This is a genomic window from Paenibacillus silviterrae (assembly GCF_030167925.1).
Lineage (GTDB): Bacteria > Bacillota > Bacilli > Paenibacillales > NBRC-103111 > Paenibacillus_G > Paenibacillus_G silviterrae.
This window is the reverse complement of the sequence record NZ_JASKUT010000001.1, coordinates 3,649,481-3,670,000: the sequence shown is the minus strand read 5'-3', so window position 1 is coordinate 3,670,000 and position 20,520 is coordinate 3,649,481. Positions and strand designations below refer to the sequence as shown.

Genomic DNA, 20,520 nt, shown 5'->3' with positions numbered 1-20,520 from the left:
AGGGTTACCAAGTCCAGTCAAACTCTGAATGCCGCAGACTTTAACCCGGGAGTCAGACAGTGAGTGCTAAGATCCATTGTCAAGAGGGAAACAGCCCAGATCATCAGCTAAGGTCCCCAAGTGTGTGTTGAGTGGGAAAGGATGTGGAGTTGCAAAGACAACCAGGATGTTGGCTTAGAAGCAGCCACCATTGAAAGAGTGCGTAATAGCTCACTGGTCGAGTGACTCTGCGCCGAAAATGTAACGGGGCTAAACACACCACCGAAGCTATGAGTCCATTTATGGGCAGTAGGGGAGCGTTGTAACAGCAGTGAAGGTTGATCGTGAGGACAGCTGGAGCGGTTACAAGTGAGAATGCCGGTATGAGTAACGAAAAGACAAGTGAGAATCTTGTCCGCCGTAAGCCTAAGGGTTCCTGAGGAAGGTTCGTCCGCTCAGGGTAAGTCGGGACCTAAGGCGAGGCCGAAAGGCGTAGTCGAAGGACAACAGGTTGAAATTCCTGTACCACCGTGAACCGTTATGAGCAATGGGGTGACGCAGAAGGATAGTGACGCGGACTGATGGATGTCCGTCCAAGCAGCGAGGCTGGTTAGTAGGCAAATCCGCTAACCGAAAGGCTGGGCTGTGATGGGGAGCGAAATTCAAGTAGCGAAGGTCATGAGTTCAAGCTGCCAAGAAAAGCCTCTAGCCAGGGAGAAGGTGCCCGTACCGCAAACCGACACAGGTAGGCGAGCAGAGCATGCTAAGGCGCTCGGAAGAACTCTCGTTAAGGAACTCGGCAAAATGACCCCGTAACTTCGGGAGAAGGGGTGCCTCGGTAGGGTGAATAGCCCGAGGGGGCCGCAGTGAAAAGGCCCAAGCGACTGTTTAGCAAAAACACAGGTCTGTGCGAAGCCGCAAGGCGAAGTATACGGGCTGACGCCTGCCCGGTGCTGGAAGGTTAAGGGGAGCGGTTAGGGGTAACCCGAAGCTGTGAACCGAAGCCCCAGTAAACGGCGGCCGTAACTATAACGGTCCTAAGGTAGCGAAATTCCTTGTCAGGTAAATTCTGACCCGCACGAATGGCGTAACGACTTGGGCGCTGTCTCGACGAGAGATCCGGTGAAATTTTAATACCTGTGAAGATGCAGGTTACCCGCGACAAGACGGAAAGACCCCATGGAGCTTTACTGCAGCTTGATATTGGACTTTGGTACGATCTGTACAGGATAGGTGGGAGCCTAAGAAGCCGGAGCGCCAGCTTCGGTGGAGGCGCCGTTGGGATACCACCCTGATCGTATCGGAGTTCTAACCTGGCACCCTGATCGGGTGCGGGGACAGTGTCAGGTAGGCAGTTTGACTGGGGCGGTCGCCTCCTAAAGAGTAACGGAGGCGCCCCAAGGTTCCCTCAGAATGGTTGGAAATCATTCGAAGAGTGCAAAGGCATAAGGGAGCTTGACTGCGAGACAAACAGGTCGAGCAGGGACGAAAGTCGGGCTTAGTGATCCGGTGGTACCGAATGGAAGGGCCATCGCTCAACGGATAAAAGCTACCCTGGGGATAACAGGCTTATCTCCCCCAAGAGTCCACATCGACGGGGAGGTTTGGCACCTCGATGTCGGCTCATCGCATCCTGGGGCTGAAGTAGGTCCCAAGGGTTGGGCTGTTCGCCCATTAAAGCGGTACGCGAGCTGGGTTCAGAACGTCGTGAGACAGTTCGGTCCCTATCTGTCGCGGGCGTAGGAAATTTGAGAGGAGCTGTCCTTAGTACGAGAGGACCGGGATGGACGTACCGCTGGTGTACCAGTTGTCTCGCCAGAGGCACGGCTGGATAGCCAAGTACGGAAGGGATAAGCGCTGAAAGCATCTAAGCGTGAAGCCCCCCTCAAGATGAGATTTCCCAGTATGTAAGACCCCTTGTAGACGACGAGGTAGATAGGTTCGGGGTGGAAGCGCGGCAACGTGTGGAGCTGACGAATACTAATCGGTCGAGGGCTTATCCAAAATGCTGCATCGGCAGCACAGCTAATGACATTTGCTGAAGTTTCGAATCCAGTTTTCAAGGTGCAAGTCGCTTTGAACAACAACCTAGATGTTTCTTGGCAGAAGCATCACGTTTGGTGATGATGGCGGAAGGGAACCACGCGTACCCATACCGAACACGACCGTTAAGCCTTCCAGCGTCGATGGTACTTGGACCGAAGGGTCCTGGGAGAGTAGAACGTCGCCAAGCAAATGAAAAGCCTTTGGGTGCTTACCCAGAGGCTTTTCTGCATAATAAGACTATAAAGTCACCTTACATGTAATAACTCTGCGGCATCATTGGTTATAACGTTAAATTATCTCGTTACAATGCTGGTGAAACATTGACACAACCGAATTTTAGTCGTGTTAGATGAAAAAATCTTCTTAAGCAACAAGCTAGTGGAGTTATCAATGATGTAACGTTAAAAATTCACCCAAACCCCATCCTCAAGAAAAAGGGCCGGAACGTAAACATGCATAGCCCTTGTCACCCAACGTAGTCTCCATCAATCCACAAACATCCTGTAACCAATCATGCCAAGCCATACAGCGCATATAATCCATATTACGATAAATAACGCACCTGTGAACCAATTCTTCGGCTTTCCTTGCTTTCGAATTTCCTCTGCCATGGCTCTGCAGTCCTGCAGGACTGGCTGTGGAATTAACTTCATAGCAACGTAGATCCCCAAAGGCACGATGATTAGATCATCCAAATATCCAAGAATCGGAATGAAATCCGGAATGAGATCGATCGGACTAAATGCATAGGCTACGACAAGAAGGGTAAACAGTCGTGCATACCAAGGGACTCTAGGATCCTTATAGGACAAATATAAAACAAACACATGCTGCTTAAGGGTTCTTGCTTGCCGTTTTAAGGTTTCAAACATATATGGTTTTCAGCCTTCCCATATCTTAATTTCTGCTTCCGTATAGTTGTATGGTACCATAAAAATTCGAGCTTGTAAGTTGTTAAAGCACTTCGGATTGGTCAACACTAGTCAAAAGGATGCAAACTAGGAACAACTCGGGGCAGGTGTTGCAAAATTACATAAACCTGCTATAATATGAATCAAGGTCAAAGAAAGTCAAAGTCAATCTACTTCTGTAATGCGGGGGTGAATTGATGCGCAACATCTCCGAGATCATCGAGATGTACCTGAAGCAGATTTTACAGCAAAGTCCTGAAGGCGTCGTGGAAATTCAGCGTAATGAATTGGCCGATCAGTTTGACTGCGTGCCTTCCCAGATCAATTATGTAATTAGTACCAGGTTTACTTTGGAGAAGGGCTACATTGTAGAAAGCAAGCGTGGCGGCGGGGGGTACATCCGGATTCAGAGGATTGAACTGAATTCACACGGGAACCTTCTCGACCATATTTTCCAAACCATCAGTTCCCATATTGATCAGTCTGCTTCGGAAGGGCTGCTATATCAGCTTGAGGAAGGTCAATATATATCCTCTAGGGAGGCAGCGCTGATGAAAGCGGCGATCTCAAGGGAAGTGCTGGCATTTAAGCTGCCGCTTCGCGATGAGCTTCGTGCCAAGATTTTAAAGGCGATGCTGATTTCCTTATTGACCAAATAAGAGTTGGTTAAACCATTGAACAGAACCGTAAACTACTTCTGCCAAAGCCACCCGAGGAGGGGACAAACGATGATTTGTCAGGAATGCGGGAAGAAACAGGCAACTCTTCATTTTACGAAGATTTTGAATGGTGAGAAGACCGAATTCCATATATGTGAAGCTTGTGCACGGGAGAAGGGGGAATTAATCCCCGGTACGCCGAACGGCTTTTCAATTCATAATTTGCTTTCCGGCTTGCTTGATTTTGAACCGTCGGCTCACAGCGCCTTGGCTAACAAGGTTCAGCCGACCCGATGCGAACATTGCGGACTTACCTATTCCCAGTTCGGCAAAATAGGCCGGTTTGGCTGCAGCTCCTGTTATAAGCATTTCAGCGAAAAGCTGGATCCGTTGTTTAAAAGAGTACACGGGAATATCGTCCATACGGGGAAGGTCCCTAAACGCTCCGGCGGGTTAATCCAGCATAAGCGAGAGATCGAGCAGCTGAAGAAGGACCTGAGTCAACGGATTGAGAATGAAGAATTCGAGCAAGCAGCCAAAATTCGCGATCAAATCCGAGAGCTGGAGAAGAAAGTGGCTGAGGGTTAACATGGCCAGCAATCCGTTCACGCAAGGAGGATGCTCAATGTCAAACGCCGGTCGGTTTACAGAACATGCGCTTAGCGAATGGATGAAGGGGGATGGGCCCGATTCGGACATCGTCATCAGCAGCCGGATCCGTATTGCTCGTAATTTGCAGACCTACCCTTTTCCTATGCTGGCAACCAATCAACAATCCTTAGAGGTACTCAATCGGGTATCTCCGATTTTAGATAATGAAGACTTGAAGACGATTAGCAACTTCACGCTGCTTCCGCTGTCTGAGCTGAATGAGCTCGAACGCAAGGTTCTTGTGGAGAAGCATTTGATCAGTCCGGCACTCGCTAATGAGTCCCGTAACGGAGCCGTTATTTTAAGCGATAACGAATCCGTTAGTATTATGGTGAATGAAGAGGACCATCTTCGAATACAATGCTTGTGCCCCGGTTTTCAAATTAAGGAGGCATGGGATCTGGCCAATCAGATCGACGATCTGTTCGAAGCTGAGCTGGATTATGCGTTCGATGAGAAGAAGGGTTTCTTAACAAGCTGCCCGACGAATGTCGGAACGGGAATTCGAGCCTCGGTAATGCTTCACCTTCCGGCTCTGGTGCTGACCCAGCAGATCAATCGAATCTTGACGGCCATTACCCAGGTTGGACTTGCGGTAAGAGGGCTGTATGGGGAAGGCAGCGAGGCGCTGGGCAATCTGTTTCAAATATCGAACCAAATCACGCTCGGCCAATCGGAAGAAGAAATTATCGATAATCTATACGGTGTTGTAAGGCAAATTATCGAGCACGAAAGAGCCGCGCGGCAGAAGCTGACGTATGAGACAAAGCCTAAAATTTTGGACCGGGTCAGCCGATCCTACGGGATTCTGTCTTATGCAGCGATTATGGACTCGAAGGAAGCGGCTCAGCGGCTGTCGGATGTTCGGCTTGGCATCGATCTTGGATTTATCAAGAATGTGTCGCCGCATGTGCTGAATGAGCTTCTGGTGATGACGCAGCCGGGTTTTTTGCAAAAGGCAGCAGGAGAAAAGCTCACCCCTGAAGAAAGAGACATAAGGAGAGCTCAGCTCATCCGGGAAAAATTGGCTCAGACTACCTAGACCTACTTGAAAATATCAGCCGAAGATCCGTTATGGGAATCGCGCTTCTTTTTTAGACCAATTTTGGAGGTGTTACTATGATGTTTGGCAGATTTACGGAACGCGCTCAGAAAGTGTTGTCCTTAGCGCAGGAGGAAGCAGTTCGTTTAGGTCATAATAATATTGGAACTGAACATATTTTGCTTGGCTTGATCCGCGAGGGTGAAGGTATTGCAGCGAAGGCTTTGATTGCACTGGGCCTTGGTCTTGAGAAGATTCAAGACGAAGTCGAATCCTTAATCGGCCGGGGACAGGAACAGCCTTCCAACATTGCTTATACACCGAGAGCGAAAAAGGTCATTGAGCTTTCGATGGACGAAGCCCGTAAGCTGGGCCACACGTATGTGGGAACAGAACACATCCTGCTGGGACTCATCCGTGAGGGCGAGGGTGTAGCAGCCCGTGTGCTGAACAACTTGGGAGTGAGCCTGAACAAGGCGCGTCAGCAGGTGCTTCAGCTGCTGGGCAGCAGCGAAGTGGTTTCCCAAAGCCATGGCACCAACCCGAATGTCAACACGCCGACGCTCGATGGGCTGGCACGTGACTTAACGGCGTACGCCAAGGAAGGAAACCTGGATCCGGTCATCGGCCGGAGCAAGGAAATCGAGCGTGTGATCCAGGTGCTCAGCCGCCGTACGAAGAACAATCCAGTTCTGATCGGGGAGCCGGGTGTTGGTAAAACAGCGATCGCCGAAGGCTTGGCTCAGAAGATCGTGAACAACGAAATTCCTGAGACGCTTCGCGATAAGCGAGTCATGACACTGGATATGGGCTCCGTGGTAGCCGGAACGAAGTACCGTGGTGAATTCGAGGATCGTTTGAAAAAAATCATGGACGAAATTCGTCAAGCGGGCAACATCATTCTGTTCATTGATGAGCTGCACACGCTGATTGGTGCCGGCGGAGCGGAGGGAGCGATTGACGCTTCCAACATTCTTAAGCCATCACTCGCTCGTGGGGAGCTGCAATGTATCGGTGCGACCACGCTGGACGAATATCGCAAATATATCGAGAAGGACGCCGCTCTGGAGCGACGTTTCCAGCCGATTACGGTAGATCAGCCGTCGGTCGACGAAGCGGTCCAAATCCTGCACGGTTTGCGTGACCGCTATGAGGCGCATCACCGTGTGAAAATCACGGATGAAGCGATCGAGCAAGCGGTGAAGCTGTCCGACCGTTACATTACGGATCGTTTCCTGCCGGATAAGGCTATCGACCTGATTGACGAAGCCAGCTCGAAGGTAAGACTTCGCTCTTACACGGTACCGCCGGATCTGAAGAAGCTGGAAAGCCGTTTGGAAGATATTCGCAAGGAGAAAGATGCCGCCGTACAAAGCCAGGAGTTTGAGAAAGCCGCATCTCTTCGCGACACCGAGCAAAAGCTTCGCGAGGAGCTCGATACTACTCGTAACGAATGGAAAGAGAAGCAGGGCCGCACCGATTCCGAGGTGACTCCGGACGATATCGCACAGGTAGTTGCCAGCTGGACCGGCATCCCTGTCGTGAAGATGAAGGAAGAAGAAACCGAGCGTCTGCTGAAGATGGAATCGATCCTCCACGATCGTGTGATCGGGCAAGACGAAGCGGTGAAGGCCGTAAGCCGCGCGATTCGCCGGGCGAGAGCCGGTTTGAAGGATCCGAAGCGCCCGATGGGCTCCTTCATTTTCCTAGGACCTACGGGTGTCGGTAAAACGGAGCTTGCGCGCGCCCTGGCCGAATCCCTATTTGGGGATGAGAATGCGGTAATTCGAATCGATATGTCCGAGTACATGGAGAAGCATTCCACTTCCCGGCTCGTCGGAGCGCCTCCTGGGTATGTCGGCTACGAAGAAGGCGGCCAGCTGACCGAGAAGGTTCGCCGTAAGCCTTACTCCGTCGTTCTCCTCGACGAGATCGAGAAGGCACATCCGGAAGTATTCAACATCCTGCTGCAGGTGCTTGAGGATGGTCGTTTGACCGATTCCAAGGGCCGCACGGTGGACTTCCGCAATACGCTGATCATCATGACGTCCAACGTAGGAGCCGATGTTATCAAACGCAATTCGACGCTTGGCTTTACAGCCGCGAACGATTCCGCTAAGGATTACATTAACATGAAGGATAAGGTGATGGGCGAGCTGAAGAAAAGCTTCCGTCCGGAGTTCTTGAACCGGATCGACGAAATCATCGTGTTCCACTCTCTGGAGGAGCAGCACATTGCACAGATCGTAACCTTGATGGCCGACGATCTGCGTAAGCGACTGAGAGAGCAGGAGGTTGACTTCCAGCTGACAGACAAGGCGCTTGCGTTCCTGGCGAAGGAAGGCTTTGATCCGGCATTCGGTGCACGTCCGCTTCGCAGAGCGATTCAGAAGCATATTGAGGACCGGTTGTCCGAGGAGCTGCTGCGCGGCACTATCTCTAAAGGGGATACGCTCACGATCGATGAAGAGAACGGTGAGTTGACTGTGAAACGTAACCAAGAGGTAACTTCGTAATACCTTATATCAACCAGAACAGTCTGTCTGGGGGAGCCTAGTGCTCGTCCGGCAGACTGTTTTTTGGTGTAGACGAGCTAGCGGGGTTTTCATTAGTTAGTCAAAATGGTAAACTTTGATGTGTACTTATTGATGAGGCGGAAGATGGGGGAAGCATGGCCAAAAGTAAAACGAAGTTCTGCTGTCAGGAGTGCGGCTACGAGTCCCCGAAGTGGCTGGGGAAATGTCCGGGCTGCCAGGCATGGAACAGCTTTGTAGAGGAGATCGAAACCGTATCCAAAACGGCAGGTGTTCCTGCCTTTGCAAGTCGAACGAAAGAAAAAGCAGTTTCGATCATAAATATAGAAAGTAGTGAGGAAGCACGGGTCGTAACGGACAACAAGGAGCTGAACCGTGTCTTGGGCGGAGGGATCGTTCCGGGCTCTCTGATTCTGGTCGGGGGCGATCCGGGGATCGGGAAATCCACGCTGCTGCTGCAAACCTCCTATGAATTAGCGAAAAAGCAGCAAAAGGTGCTGTATATATCCGGCGAGGAATCGGTTAGGCAAACGAAGCTGAGAGCCGACCGTCTGCAGGCGGTGTCTCCATTATTATTCGTGCTCAGCGAAACGAATCTGGAGCATATCGAAGCGGTGATTGACGAGATCAACCCGGACTTTATGGTTATTGACTCGATCCAAACGGTGTTCCACCCGGCGGTTACTTCGGCTCCGGGCAGCGTGTCTCAGGTACGTGAATGTACGGGGCATTTTATGCGAATCGCCAAAATTAAAGGGATTGCAACGGTCCTGGTAGGCCATGTTACTAAGGAAGGCGCAATCGCCGGCCCACGTTTGCTGGAGCATATGGTTGACTGCGTGCTGTATTTCGAGGGGGAGCGTCATCATTCCTATCGGCTGCTGCGGGCGGTGAAGAACCGCTTCGGCTCGACGAATGAGATCGGAATCTTTGAAATGAGAGAAACGGGCCTGGTTGAAGTGAACAATCCGTCCGAGCTTTTTTTGTCCGAGCGTCCCCTGGGGGTAGCCGGCTCGACGGTTGTTGCCAGCATGGAAGGAACCAGACCGGTACTTGTGGAGCTTCAGGCTCTTGTGGCATCTACGAATTTTCCTTCTCCGAGAAGGATGGCAACCGGCGTCGATCATAACAGACTTAACCTCATGATCGCCGTGCTGGAGAAGCGAATGGGCATGTTCCTGCAAAATCAAGACGCCTACCTCAACGTCGCAGGCGGGGTGAAGCTCGATGAGCCGGCGGTAGACCTAGCTATCGCCGTATGTATCGCCTCTAGCCTGCGAGAGCAGCCTACGCGCCCCTACGACGTGATCTTCGGCGAGGTAGGGCTTACGGGCGAGGTTCGCGGGGTTTCCCGCGTCGATCAGCGCGTGCGCGAAGCGGAGAAGCTGGGCTTCAAGCGGGTCATTCTCCCCGAGAAAAGCCTGAAGGGCTGGACCCCGCCAAACGGCATCCAGATCATCGGTGTCAACACAGTGGCTGAAGCGCTCAAGGCCGCTTTCGAATAATATCCGCGGCTTCCTCTCCGGAAGCCGCACACTTACTAAATATCTGCATTTGGTTGAGCAGTTGCTTGGCGGAAGGGTCCATAGGAGTCCGTAGAGTTTACGTGCTGCCTTTGAAAACAAGTTTCACCCGCTATCGGTATTGAAATGAAACTTGTTTTCAAGAGCAGCCGGAGGAGCCTATGGAGCCCTGAAGCCACGTCGACTGTCGAACAACCAAATGCCTCCGGAGGGAACAACACATGAGCAAAGAAGAAGCGAAGCGGGATGTCATGAGCCAGCTCCTGCAGCTGGTCGCTCCCGGCACTGCGTTTCGCGAAGGCCTGGAGAATGTACTGCGGGCCAAGACCGGCGCTCTTATCGTCGTGGGCTACAGCCCAGAGGTGATGGAGCTCGTCGATGGGGGCTTTTCCATTAATTGCGATTTTTCCCCGAATTACTTATATGAGCTGGCCAAGATGGATGGTGCCATCATCCTGAGCGAGGACTTGAAGCGGATTCTATATGCCAACACACAGCTGATCCCTGATTCCTCCATTCCTTCGATTGAAACGGGGATTCGCCACCGAACGGCCGAGCGGGTAGCGAAGCAAACCTCCAAGCTGGTCGTATCGATCTCGCAGCGCAGAAACGTTATAACACTATACCAAGGTAACCTCCGCTATGCCCTGAAGGACATCGGCGTCATTCTCACGAAGGCGAACCAGGCAATTCAAACGCTGGAGAAATACAAATCCGTCCTGGATCAGGCCATGACCAACCTGGGTGCATCCGAATTCGAAGAGCTCGTCACCCTCCATGATGTCACGAATGTCATTCAGCGGGTAGAGATGGTGCTTCGCATTAAATCCGAAATCAAGCGCTACATTAATGAGCTTGGAACCGAAGGTCGACTAATCAGCATGCAGCTGGAGGAGCTTGTAGGCAATACGGAGCAGGAGGCACTGCTTCTTATCAAGGACTATGTGCGCGAGCAGCATGAAGATAAATTCAAGGAAATCATGCAATCCTTCCGACGGCTGGCTACGGATGAAATGCTGGATCATTATCATATCGCCAGACTTCTTGGGTACCCGAGTGCCCCTAATAGCGCAGAGGAAACCGTATCGCCGCGCGGCTACCGGGTGCTTCATAAGATTCCGCGTCTTCCCTCTGTCATTATCCAGAACCTGGTGGAACGCTTTCAAGAGCTTCCCCAGCTGATGACAGCTACAATCGATGATTTGGACGACGTGGATGGCATCGGCGAGGTACGGGCTCGGACGATAAAAGAGGGGCTGAAGCGGATTCAGGATCAGGTTCTTATCGATCGACATATTTAAGCTGGTTCAGGTTCTCATTGACAGACCTATATAACTTGCATACAATCAGAGGGTAGCCTAATATAATACATTAGATTGGGGTACAGTATAACCAGAGGTGGATAAAAAACATGATAGCGAAATCCCTCCCGAACTTGTTTACCGTAGGGAACTTGTTTTTAGGAATTATTTCGATCATTCTCGTCTTCAACAACAACCCTGAACTGGCAGCGATAATGGTTATTGTCGCCATGCTGCTGGACGGTTTGGACGGTCGGGTAGCGCGTGCGCTCAATGCGCAAAGCGAGTTCGGCAAGGAACTGGATTCACTCTCCGACGTCATTTCCTTTGGCGTTGCGCCGGCATTTATCATGTATGTTGTAGCGTTCAGCAGCATGAATCCGGCAGCGGCTTGGATCGTAACGGCAATTTTTCCGATCTGCGGCGCTCTGCGTTTGGCTCGGTTTAACGTTGTGGCCGGTACACCGGGATATTTTATCGGCTTGCCGATTCCTGCTGCAGGCGGTGTTCTTTGTACGCTGGCGCTGTTCCACAATGAGCTCAATACGTATGTATTGTTCTTATCGACGCTGCTGCTTTCCTACTTGATGGTCAGCACCGTGAAATACCCGAACTTCAAGAAGGTCGGCATTCCGAAGGCCGCGATCTGGATAACCCCGATCGTAGTCATTGTAGCGGTTGGACTGGCAATTATGTTCCCAGGACTGCTGTCGAAGATGATCTTCGTACCTCTTGTGCTTTATGCGCTGTACGGTTTAAAAAAAAACGTTGATCGGCTCTTCTTCCGCAAGCGAAAAGGAAAAGCATTAGACGAGGCGGAGTCCAAGACGACAACGCTGTAAATGACAATTGGATATGGTTTTTAGAAAATGAAAAGCATTTATTTTCCGGACACTCAGGTTCGGAGAATGAATGCTTTTTTGTTTTTTTCCGAACCACGATTAGGCAGGAAAGTTTTGGTTCATAATGATAACGAGTAAGTAATGAGTATAAGAAGGTACGGAGGTGATTCTATGTTGAAAAGATGGTTACAGCTACTGTTTGCAGTTATCGGCGGAGTACTTGGAGTACAATGGAGTAATACAATCGGACAGCCATTTTTTGCCTTCATAGAACCGGTATTGGGAATGGAACCTATCGGAGGACGGGCTTTGTGGATGTTTGCGCTGGGAGCTTTGTTGTTCTATTCGGTAAGCTCCGCTGTTGTCACTTATGTCATGCGTGTACTTCAAGAAGGAGAGGACCGCATCACATCAGTACCTGTGGCGGATCTGCTGGCAGGCACCATTGGCATGGCTGTGGGTCTGCTCGTATCGGCCTTGCTGCTGGATCCGCTTCGGGGGACGGCACTGTCGAATCCGCTGCTGCACGTGGTGGGAATCGGATTGTTCGCTTACGCCGGGTATCGGTTCGGAAGGACGAAGCGAGAGGAATTGATCGCTTTGCTTGGCAAGCCGCGGGGCTCAGGGCGCAATAACAACGGGGAGGCCAAAGGCTTCGAGGAGCATAAGATCCTAGATACCAGCGTTATTATTGACGGCCGCATTGCGGATATTTGCAAAACCGGGTTTATCGAAGGCACCTTGGTGATTCCCGAGTTCGTGCTGGAGGAGCTTCAGCATATCGCCGACTCCTCGGATCTCTTGAAGAGAAACCGCGGCCGGAGAGGTTTGGATATTTTGAATAAAATCCAAAAGGAGCTCGATGTGAAGGTTCTCATCTACGAAGGGGACTTCGAGGAAATTTCAGAGGTCGACAGCAAGCTCGTAAAGCTGGCTAAGGTGCTTCAGGGTAAGGTGATTACCAATGATTTCAACCTGAATAAGGTATGCGAGCTGCAGGGAGTATCGGTACTGAACATCAACGATCTGGCCAATGCGGTAAAACCTGTGGTCTTGCCGGGAGAAGAAATTCTTGTGCAGGTGATCAAAGACGGCAAGGAGCATGGACAAGGCGTCGCCTATCTGGATGACGGAACGATGATCGTTGTAGAAGGCGGTCGGGAGTTCATCGGCACTACGCTGGATGTCCTTGTAACGAGCGTGCTGCAGACATCGGCGGGACGAATGATTTTCGCCAAGCCCAAGCTATTGGAAAAAGCGCTCTAAAGCGGTATGATAAGAGAGATGCGCTTAGGGGCTTGCTGGGTAAGATCCTGAGCCAATACCGTAGTGGCAGGTGGCGAGGGAATGTCGGGTAAGCTCGGAATAGTGATCGTTGCGGCGGGCAAGGGCTCGCGCATGCGGTCGGAGGAAAGCAAGCAGTACTTAATGCTCGGCAGCAAGCCGATTCTAGTACATACGCTCGAATTATTTCAGGGCATGGATGCCGTGGACGAGATTGTGCTCGTAACTGGAGCGGAAGACATCCGGCGCTGTAAAGGCTATAAGGAGCAATACGGGTTACATAAGATTCAATCGATTGTAACCGGGGGAAAGGAACGGCAGGACTCCGTCCATCTGGGCTTGAAGTCGCTAGGCTCCCAGATCGAGTGGGTGATGGTCCATGATGGAGTCAGGCCGTTCGCTGCAGAGGAGCACATCCTGGCTTGCTGGGCGAAGGCGCAGGAGGCGGGGGCGGCTGTGCTCGCGGTGCCTGTGAAGGATACGATCAAGGTCGTAGATGCACAGGGAACGATTCAAGCGACTCCGGACCGGCGCAGCTTGTGGGCGATTCAAACCCCGCAAGCTTTTCGTCTTTCCTTGCTGCTGGAGGCATATGAGCATGCTTCGGCCGAAGGTTTTCTGGGGACGGACGACGCGATGCTCGTGGAGCGGCTGGGAACCGCGGTTCAGGTCGTCGAGGCCGATTATTACAATATCAAAATCACGACACCGGAGGATCTGCCCTGGGCGGAATGGATCCTTCAGAACGTCAGGGGAGAGAAGAAATCATGATTCGTGTAGGACAAGGCTTTGATGTGCATCAGCTGGTAGAAGGACGCAAATGCATCATTGGAGGGATAGAGATTCCCTACGAGAAAGGCTTGCTGGGGCATTCCGATGCGGACGTGCTGCTTCATGCGATTAGCGATGCCATCCTGGGCGCGCTTGGGCTTGGCGATATCGGCAAGCATTTCCCGGATACGGCATCGGAATTTAAGGATGCCGACAGCTATGAGCTGCTGGTGCATGTATGGGGACTGGCTAAGGAAGCGGGATATCGTCTAGGCAATGTGGATGCAACGATTATCGCCCAAAAGCCGAAGATGGCGCCGCACATTCCCGCGATGGTGGAGCGGATCGCTGCTGCCTTGGAAGCGGAGGAGCTGACCCAAGTGAATGTAAAGGCCACGACGACGGAGCAGCTCGGCTTCACGGGCCGTGGTGAAGGGATTGCATCGCAGGCGGTTGTCTGTCTGGTAAAAGGTGTGCTATCATAACAATTATTATTTTTTCGGGGAGCTAACCACTATGACCACGTTTCGTGTAAGATACGCACCGAGTCCGACAGGCCACCTGCATATCGGGGGCGCAAGGACCGCATTGTTTAACTACCTGATCGCCCGCAAGATGGGCGGACAATTCATCATCCGCTTCGAGGATACGGATCAAACCCGCCATGTCGAGTCGGGCGTGTCCAATCAGCTCGACGGCTTGAAGTGGCTTGGCGTCGAATGGGATGAGAGCGTCGATATCGGCGGACCCTACGGGCCGTATCGCCAGCTTGAGCGCCTCGAGTTGTACCGGCCGTTCGTGGATCAACTGCTCCGTGAAGGCAATGCATACCACTGCTATTGCTCCGAAGCCGATCTGGAGCAGGAGCGTGCGGAGCAGGAAGCGAAGGGCGAAATGCCTCGCTACTCGGGAAAGTGCCGTCACCTAACCGCCGAGCAGATAGAAGCGTTCCAGGCCGAGGGCCGCAAGCCGTCCATCCGTTTCCGTGTTCCGGAGGACCGCATCATCGGCTTCACGGATAAGATCCGCGAGGAGGTCGAGTTTGAAACCAACGGAATCGGCGACTTCATCATCGTACGGCCGGATGGCATTCCGACGTACAATTTTGCCGTGATTTTGGACGATCACTTGATGAAGATTACACTTGTCATTCGCGGGGAAGAGCATTTGACCAATACACCGCGGCAGATCATGATGTATGAAGCGCTCGGCCTGCCTGTACCTGAGTTTGCTCACCTTGCTCTCATCTTGAATCAAGACCGGAAGAAGATGAGCAAGCGCGATGAATCGATCATTCAATTTATCCAGCAGTATCAGGATCTCGGCTATTTGCCGGAGGCGGTCATGAACTTTATTGCCCTGCTCGGCTGGTCGCCAAAGGGCGAAGAAGAGATGTTTACCCGGGAAGAGCTGATCGAGCAGTTCGATTTGGATCGCATGTCCAAGAGCCCCGCCGTGTTCGACATGGATAAGCTGAACTGGATGAACAATCAGTACATCAAGAAGGCGGATACTGCCCGTATCGTAGCCTTAGCCGTACCTCACCTGCAAAGAGCGGGACGATTGCCGGAGACGCTGACGGCCGAGCAGCAGCAATGGGTTCATACGCTCGTAGCGCTGTATCAGGAGCAGCTCGGCTATGCAGCCCAAATCGTGCCTCTGTCCGAGCTCTTCTTCCGTGATGAGGTTACGTTCCAGGACGAGGAAGCGGCCGCCATGATGAAGGAGGAGCATGCTCCGATCGTGCTTGGCAGCTTCTTGACGCAGGTGGAGCAAGCGTCCGAGCTGAACGTGGATGCGCTGAAGGCCATGATGAAGGCTGTGCAAACGGAAACCGGCTATAAAGGAAAACAGCTGTTTATGACGATTCGTGTGGCGCTGACCGGGCAAATGCACGGTCCGGATCTGAATGTGACGCTGCATCTGCTGGGCAAGGAGACGGTAATCAGCCGCTTGAAGAAATTATTGTAAACCGAAACGGTTTCCGATATACTTGAACATAATATAGCAAAGGCGAAGACCGGGAAAGTACGCGATGCGAGGATTTTCAGAGAGGATTACGCAAGGTGGAAGTAGTCCAATCCTGTATCGACGGAAGTGCACCCGCGAGCCGTAAGGATGACCTGCCGTTCTAATGCAATAGTCCTTGCCGTACCGTTCACGATACGAACGATTCAAGATGAAGCGCCTCGACCGGGGTCGTACGCTTCAAGCAGAGTGGAACCGCGTCGTCACGCCTCTGCAGCCTTTGGGCTGTGGAGGCTTTTCTTTTTTTGCTTGGGAGAGAAGGTGGGGAAGATTTATGTTCAAGAGAATGAAGGAAGATATCGAAACCATATTCGAAAATGACCCCGCCGCGCGGAGCTGGTTCGAGGTAGTATTTACCTACTCCGGCTTGCATGCCTTATGGGCGCATCGGCTGGGGCACTGGTTCTATAAGAAACGCATGTTTACGATTGCGCGTATCATCTCTCAGACCAGCCGGTTTATGACTGGAATTGAGATTCATCCGGGCGCGGTGATCGGTCGGCGGTTTTTTATCGACCACGGCATGGGGGTAGTGATTGGGGAAACCTGCGAGATCGGAGACGATGTCCTCCTGTACCATGGAGTAACGCTGGGGGGAACCGGCAAGGAGAAGGGAAAGCGCCATCCGACGGTCGGCAACAATGTGGTCATTTCGGCTGGGGCGAAGGTGCTTGGCTCCTTCATGGTAGGAGATAACTCCAGGATAGGTGCGAATGCAGTTGTCTTATCGGAGGTTCCTCCGAACAGCACCGTGGTAGGGATACCAGGGCGTATTATTAAGCGGGACGGCGTGAGAGTGGGACGGCTGGACCATGCCAATCTGCCGGACCCGGTGATCGAAATGTTCCGTCAGCTGCAGCAGCAGCTTGACGAAGTGAAAGCGGCACAGACGCCGAAGGTAAAGCAAACTATTGGAGGAAACGATACTCATGACGCTTAAAGTGTACAATACGATGACTCGAACGAAGGAAGAGTTCAAGCCGATCGAGCCGGGCAAGGTGCGAATGTATGTTTGCGGGCCCACCGTATATGATTATATTCATATCGGGAATGCCAGACCAGTCATTTTCTTTGACGTTGTAAGGCGGTACTTGGAATCGATCGGCTATGACGTAAATTACGTGGTCAACTTTACAGATGTTGACGATAAGCTGATCCGCAAGGCGAATGAAATGGGATCCAGCGTACCTGATATTGCGAATCTCTTTATCCAGAAGTTTTATGAGGATACGAAGGGTCTGGGCGTGCAGGAGGCAACGCTGAATCCGCGGGTGACCGAGAACATTCAGGAAATCATTGCGTTTATCGCCGGCTTGGTGGAGAAGGGATATGCCTATGAAAGCGAGGGTGACGTCTATTTCCGTACCTCCCGGTTCCCGGAATACGGCAAGCTGTCCCATCAGAACATGGACGAACTGCAGTTCGGTATCCGGGTTGAGGTAGGCGAGCGCAAAGAAAACCCGCAGGACTTCGTGTTATGGAAGGGAGCGAAGCCGGGGGAGATCAGCTGGTCGAGCCCCTGGGGAGAAGGCCGCCCCGGCTGGCATATCGAATGCTCTGCAATGGTTCACAAGTATCTTGGGGATACCATCGACATTCACGGCGGCGGACAGGATCTGACGTTCCCGCATCATGAATGCGAGATTGCCCAGTCGGAATGTACGACCGGCCATCCGTTGGCCAACTACTGGATGCATAACGGCTTCGTCAACATCAACAATGAGAAAATGTCGAAGTCGCTGGGCAACGGGGTGAACGTGAACCAGCTGCTGAAGACGATTAGCCCTCAGATCATTCGTTATTTCATGTTATCCGGTCATTATCGGAATCCGCTGAACTTTAGCGACGACGCTGTTGAGCAGGCGAAGGGAAGTCTGCAGCGCATTGAGAACTGCTTAGCCGGGCTGAAGCATCGTTTGGCGGGAGCTGAAGCGGGAGAGGCGGAGCCCGCGGTGCAGGCTGCCGTTACAGGGGTCAAAGAGCAGTTCGAACAGAAGATGAACGACGATTTCAATACGCCGGATGCGATTACGGCCGTGTTCGAGCTTGTGAATGCGGCAAACCAATACATGGCGCAAGACACCGTGACTGCAGGCTCTCTGCAGCTGCTGCTTGATCAGTTTGCTGCGATGGATCGGGTATTGGGCATACTAGCGCAAGAAGAGCCAGCGCTCTTGGACGAGGAAATCGAGCAGCTGATAATCGAACGTACGGAGGCAAGAAAATCCAAGAACTGGGCTCGTGCGGACGAAATTCGGGATTTGCTTACCGAAAAGGGAATACTGCTGGAGGATACTCCTCAAGGCATTCGTTGGCGGAGAAAATAATGAAAAGTGATAACACGGCATTTCCGCCGCTGGACGGCAATTTGTTTGCGTTTCCCCCTTCCAAGGACCCCAAGCTCTTGAACCCGATCGTTCTAGCCTACTTAGGGGACGCCATTTATGAAGTGTTTGTTCGCCAATACGTCATCGGGCAGCCGAATCATCGCCCGAATCATTTGCACCGCGAGTCTACGCAGTTCGTCTCTGCGAAGGCGCAGGCTCGCGCTTTGACCGAGTGGCTCCCAAGGCTCACGGAGGAGGAGCTTGACATCGTGAAGCGGGGGCGCAACGCCAAATCCGGCACGACCGCCAAGAATGCGGATGTGCTGGAATACCGGCATAGCACGGCCTTTGAATGCCTGCTGGGCTACTTATATTACACAAAGCAATGGGAGCGGCTCCAAGAGCTGATGCTGCTTTCCCTAGAAAAGCACAATTCGAAAGAAAATCAATGAATCTATAAAGGAGGAGTGTTGTTTCATGGATGAGCAAGAAGTGCTGGCGGGAAAACACTCCGTGCTGGAAGCGCTGCGTTCCGGACGGAGCATCAACAAGATATGGATTGCCGAGCAGGCTCAGAAGCAGCTGACCCAGCCTATTATCGCCGAGGCCAAGCAGAACGGAGTCATCGTTCAGTTCGCCGATAAAAGGAAGCTGGATCAGATGGCTGCAGGCGTCCAGCATCAGGGTGTGGTAGCCCAAGTGGCGCCCCAAGCGTACGTGGAAGTGGACGACATTCTTGCCCGCGCCGCGGAGCGGGGAGAACAGCCGTTTATTCTCATTCTCGACGAGATCGAAGATCCGCACAACCTGGGATCCATTCTCCGGTCGGCCGATTGCACGGGAGTTCACGGCGTGATTATCCCGAAGCGGCGCTCGGTCGGATTAACGGCTACGGTATCCAAAACGTCGGCAGGGGCCGTCGAATATGTCCCTGTAGCAAGGGTGACGAATATTTCCCAGACCATAGAAGAGCTGAAAGAAAAGGGTGTATGGGTGGCCGGAGCGGATGTTGGGGCAACGCAGCCGATTTATGAGACGAATCTGAATTTGCCGCTCGCCATCGTTATCGGCAATGAGGCGAAAGGAATGGGGCGACTGATCAAGGAAAGATGCGACTTCCTGCTCAAGCTGCCCATGTTCGGGAAGATCAACTCCCTGAACGCTTCCGTTGCCGCATCCGTATTTATGTACGAGGTTGTGCGACAACGAATGGCCGCCCGATAGGGCGGCAGATTCCCTCGATGATTCAAGAAATTTTAATCGTAGACGGCTATAACATTATCGGCGCGTGGCCCGAGCTTCAGCGGCTGAAGGAGCTCAGTCTCGAGGAGGCCCGGGATCGGCTTATCGACATTATGGCGGAGTATCAGTCTTTTTCGGGGATGAAGGTGATCGTGGTCTTCGATGCATACTACGTGCCCGGGCTTGGCAAGAAGTATTTGCAGCGGAAGCTATCGGTCTACTATACCAAGGAAAAAGAGACAGCCGACGAATTGATAGAGCGCTTGGTTACTGAGAACATCGGCCGCCGCAAACAAATTTACGTGGCGACGAACGACATGACGGAGCAGCATGTCATTTTCGGCAAGGGGGCGGCGAGGCTTCCGTCCGGAGAGCTGCTGGTGAAGGTCCGTCAATCCAGACAGGAGATCAGGCAGCGAATTCACGAGAACAAAAATGTGCGCCCCGGTGCGGTGGAAGGCAGGCTGAAAGAGGACGTTCGCGACCTGCTCGAAAAATGGCGCAGAGGGCGGTAGAACGCTGTCAAATGTAGCTTTTACTAGCGGAAATCCGGTTGACGATAATAGATTACATAATGTATACTAATCCTATCTTTTCAAGAGTAGGGCCGGAGGGATTGTGGTGAGTGTCGACGTCAAAGAGTTGAGAATGTACGAATACGACCTCAAGGCCGACGAAGATCTTGTCGAAGCGGTCCGGGACGGTAACAGCGAAGCGCTCGAATACTTGATCAACAAGTACAGAAACTTTGTTCGTGCCAAGGCGCGTTCCTATTTTCTGATAGGCGCCGACAGAGAAGATATCGTGCAAGAAGGCATGATTGGCTTATACAAGTCCATCCGAGATTTCCGCGGCGACAAGCTCGCCTCCTTCAAGGCGTTCGCAGAGCTCTGTATCACACGCCAAATCATCACGGCTATCAAAACGGCTACTCGCCAGAAGCATATTCCTTTGAATTCCTATGTGTCGTTGGACAAGCCGATTTACGACGAGGATTCCGACCGGACATTGCTTGATGTCATTTGCGGATCCCGCGTTTCCGACCCTGAAGAGCTCATCATTAATCAAGAGGAGTTCAGCGGGTTAGAAGATAAGATGGGCGAAATTCTAAGCGATCTGGAGCGAAGAGTGTTGATGCTGTATCTGGACGGGCGCTCCTATCAGGAGATTGCTGTCGATCTGGACCGTCATGTCAAGTCGATTGATAACGCGCTTCAGCGGGTTAAGCGTAAGCTCGAGAAATATTTGGAAGTAAGAGACGCATAGTTTGGGCACCGTTGCTTGATGCAAGGTGCTTTTTTTGTGGGATGGAGTTCGAGATCCCCTTTGTCTGGGTTTAGAGGCGCGCTTTATGGTGAATACTGGAGAAAATGAGGCTTG

18 protein-coding genes and 2 rRNA genes (1 of these 20 running past the window's edge) are annotated in these 20,520 nt (G+C 52.1%); 19 read left to right on the top strand and 1 reads right to left on the bottom strand.

Annotated elements, in window-relative coordinates; all coding sequences use genetic code 11:
- Together QMO62_RS16805 and rrf are read left to right on the top strand one after the other, a co-directional pair.
- A 23S ribosomal RNA gene (locus QMO62_RS16805) occupies positions 1-1,983 on the top strand; it begins 928 nt to the left of the window's first position.
- A gap of 112 nt (positions 1,984-2,095) precedes the next feature.
- Positions 2,096-2,212: ribosomal RNA gene (rrf, locus tag QMO62_RS16800) — 5S ribosomal RNA — on the top strand.
- A gap of 298 nt (positions 2,213-2,510) precedes the next feature.
- Here the strand turns inward: rrf and QMO62_RS16795 are convergent.
- The gene (locus QMO62_RS16795; protein ID WP_284642761.1) at positions 2,511-2,897 is read right to left on the bottom strand and encodes a YkvA family protein; all 387 of its coding nucleotides are present in this window, start codon (positions 2,895-2,897) and stop codon (positions 2,511-2,513) included.
- A gap of 236 nt (positions 2,898-3,133) precedes the next feature.
- Here QMO62_RS16795 and QMO62_RS16790 point away from each other — a divergent pair, with 236 nt between their 5' ends.
- From QMO62_RS16790 to sigH, 17 genes are all read left to right on the top strand, one after another.
- Positions 3,134-3,595 (top strand): CtsR family transcriptional regulator, encoded by a 462-nt coding sequence (locus tag QMO62_RS16790; RefSeq protein ID WP_284642760.1) that lies wholly within the window; start codon positions 3,134-3,136, stop codon positions 3,593-3,595.
- A 69-nt stretch (positions 3,596-3,664) separates the two neighbouring features.
- Positions 3,665-4,183: a protein-arginine kinase activator protein McsA gene (mcsA, locus tag QMO62_RS16785; protein ID WP_284642759.1), complete on the top strand. Its 519-nt coding sequence runs from the start codon at positions 3,665-3,667 to the stop codon at positions 4,181-4,183.
- 37 nt (positions 4,184-4,220) lie between these two features.
- Entirely contained in the window at positions 4,221-5,288 is a 1,068-nt protein-coding gene (gene mcsB, locus QMO62_RS16780; RefSeq protein WP_284642758.1) for a protein-arginine kinase McsB, read from the top strand.
- 77 nt (positions 5,289-5,365) lie between these two features.
- Complete coding sequence (gene clpC / locus QMO62_RS16775) at positions 5,366-7,804, top strand: ATP-dependent protease ATP-binding subunit ClpC (RefSeq protein WP_284642757.1); 2,439 nt, start codon at positions 5,366-5,368, stop codon at positions 7,802-7,804.
- Between the two features lie 155 nt (positions 7,805-7,959).
- Complete coding sequence (gene radA / locus QMO62_RS16770) at positions 7,960-9,327, top strand: DNA repair protein RadA (RefSeq protein WP_284642756.1); 1,368 nt, start codon at positions 7,960-7,962, stop codon at positions 9,325-9,327.
- A 239-nt stretch (positions 9,328-9,566) separates the two neighbouring features.
- On the top strand, positions 9,567-10,646 hold the full coding sequence (gene disA, locus QMO62_RS16765) for a DNA integrity scanning diadenylate cyclase DisA (protein ID WP_284642755.1): 1,080 nt from the start codon (positions 9,567-9,569) through the stop codon (positions 10,644-10,646).
- Positions 10,647-10,756: 110 nt separating this feature from the next.
- Entirely contained in the window at positions 10,757-11,488 is a 732-nt protein-coding gene (pssA, locus tag QMO62_RS16760) for a CDP-diacylglycerol--serine O-phosphatidyltransferase (protein ID WP_284642754.1), read from the top strand.
- A gap of 171 nt (positions 11,489-11,659) precedes the next feature.
- Entirely contained in the window at positions 11,660-12,754 is a 1,095-nt protein-coding gene (locus QMO62_RS16755; RefSeq protein WP_284642753.1) for a PIN/TRAM domain-containing protein, read from the top strand.
- Between the two features lie 81 nt (positions 12,755-12,835).
- Positions 12,836-13,543, top strand: a complete 708-nt coding sequence (gene ispD, locus QMO62_RS16750; protein WP_284642752.1) for a 2-C-methyl-D-erythritol 4-phosphate cytidylyltransferase — start codon at positions 12,836-12,838, stop codon at positions 13,541-13,543.
- A complete protein-coding gene (ispF, locus tag QMO62_RS16745) occupies positions 13,540-14,028 on the top strand; it encodes a 2-C-methyl-D-erythritol 2,4-cyclodiphosphate synthase (protein WP_284642751.1) in 489 nt (162 codons plus the stop codon). The genes ispD and ispF overlap by 4 nt, the downstream gene beginning before the upstream one ends.
- A gap of 31 nt (positions 14,029-14,059) precedes the next feature.
- Positions 14,060-15,514, top strand: a complete 1,455-nt coding sequence (gene gltX, locus QMO62_RS16740) for a glutamate--tRNA ligase (RefSeq protein WP_284642750.1) — start codon at positions 14,060-14,062, stop codon at positions 15,512-15,514.
- Positions 15,515-15,845: 331 nt separating this feature from the next.
- On the top strand, positions 15,846-16,511 hold the full coding sequence (gene epsC / locus QMO62_RS16735; protein WP_284642749.1) for a serine O-acetyltransferase EpsC: 666 nt from the start codon (positions 15,846-15,848) through the stop codon (positions 16,509-16,511).
- Positions 16,501-17,898, top strand: coding sequence for a cysteine--tRNA ligase (cysS, locus tag QMO62_RS16730; protein WP_284642748.1), 1,398 nt, complete (start codon positions 16,501-16,503; stop codon positions 17,896-17,898). The genes epsC and cysS overlap by 11 nt, the downstream gene beginning before the upstream one ends.
- Positions 17,898-18,350, top strand: a complete 453-nt coding sequence (locus tag QMO62_RS16725; protein ID WP_284642747.1) for a Mini-ribonuclease 3 — start codon at positions 17,898-17,900, stop codon at positions 18,348-18,350. The genes cysS and QMO62_RS16725 overlap by 1 nt, the downstream gene beginning before the upstream one ends.
- 25 nt (positions 18,351-18,375) lie before the next feature.
- Positions 18,376-19,122: a 23S rRNA (guanosine(2251)-2'-O)-methyltransferase RlmB gene (rlmB, locus tag QMO62_RS16720; RefSeq protein WP_284642746.1), complete on the top strand. Its 747-nt coding sequence runs from the start codon at positions 18,376-18,378 to the stop codon at positions 19,120-19,122.
- A 17-nt stretch (positions 19,123-19,139) separates the two neighbouring features.
- Positions 19,140-19,655: an NYN domain-containing protein gene (locus QMO62_RS16715; RefSeq protein WP_284642744.1), complete on the top strand. Its 516-nt coding sequence runs from the start codon at positions 19,140-19,142 to the stop codon at positions 19,653-19,655.
- 106 nt (positions 19,656-19,761) lie between these two features.
- Positions 19,762-20,406, top strand: coding sequence for an RNA polymerase sporulation sigma factor SigH (gene sigH / locus QMO62_RS16710; protein ID WP_284642743.1), 645 nt, complete (start codon positions 19,762-19,764; stop codon positions 20,404-20,406).
- Positions 20,407-20,520 lie beyond the last annotated feature (114 nt).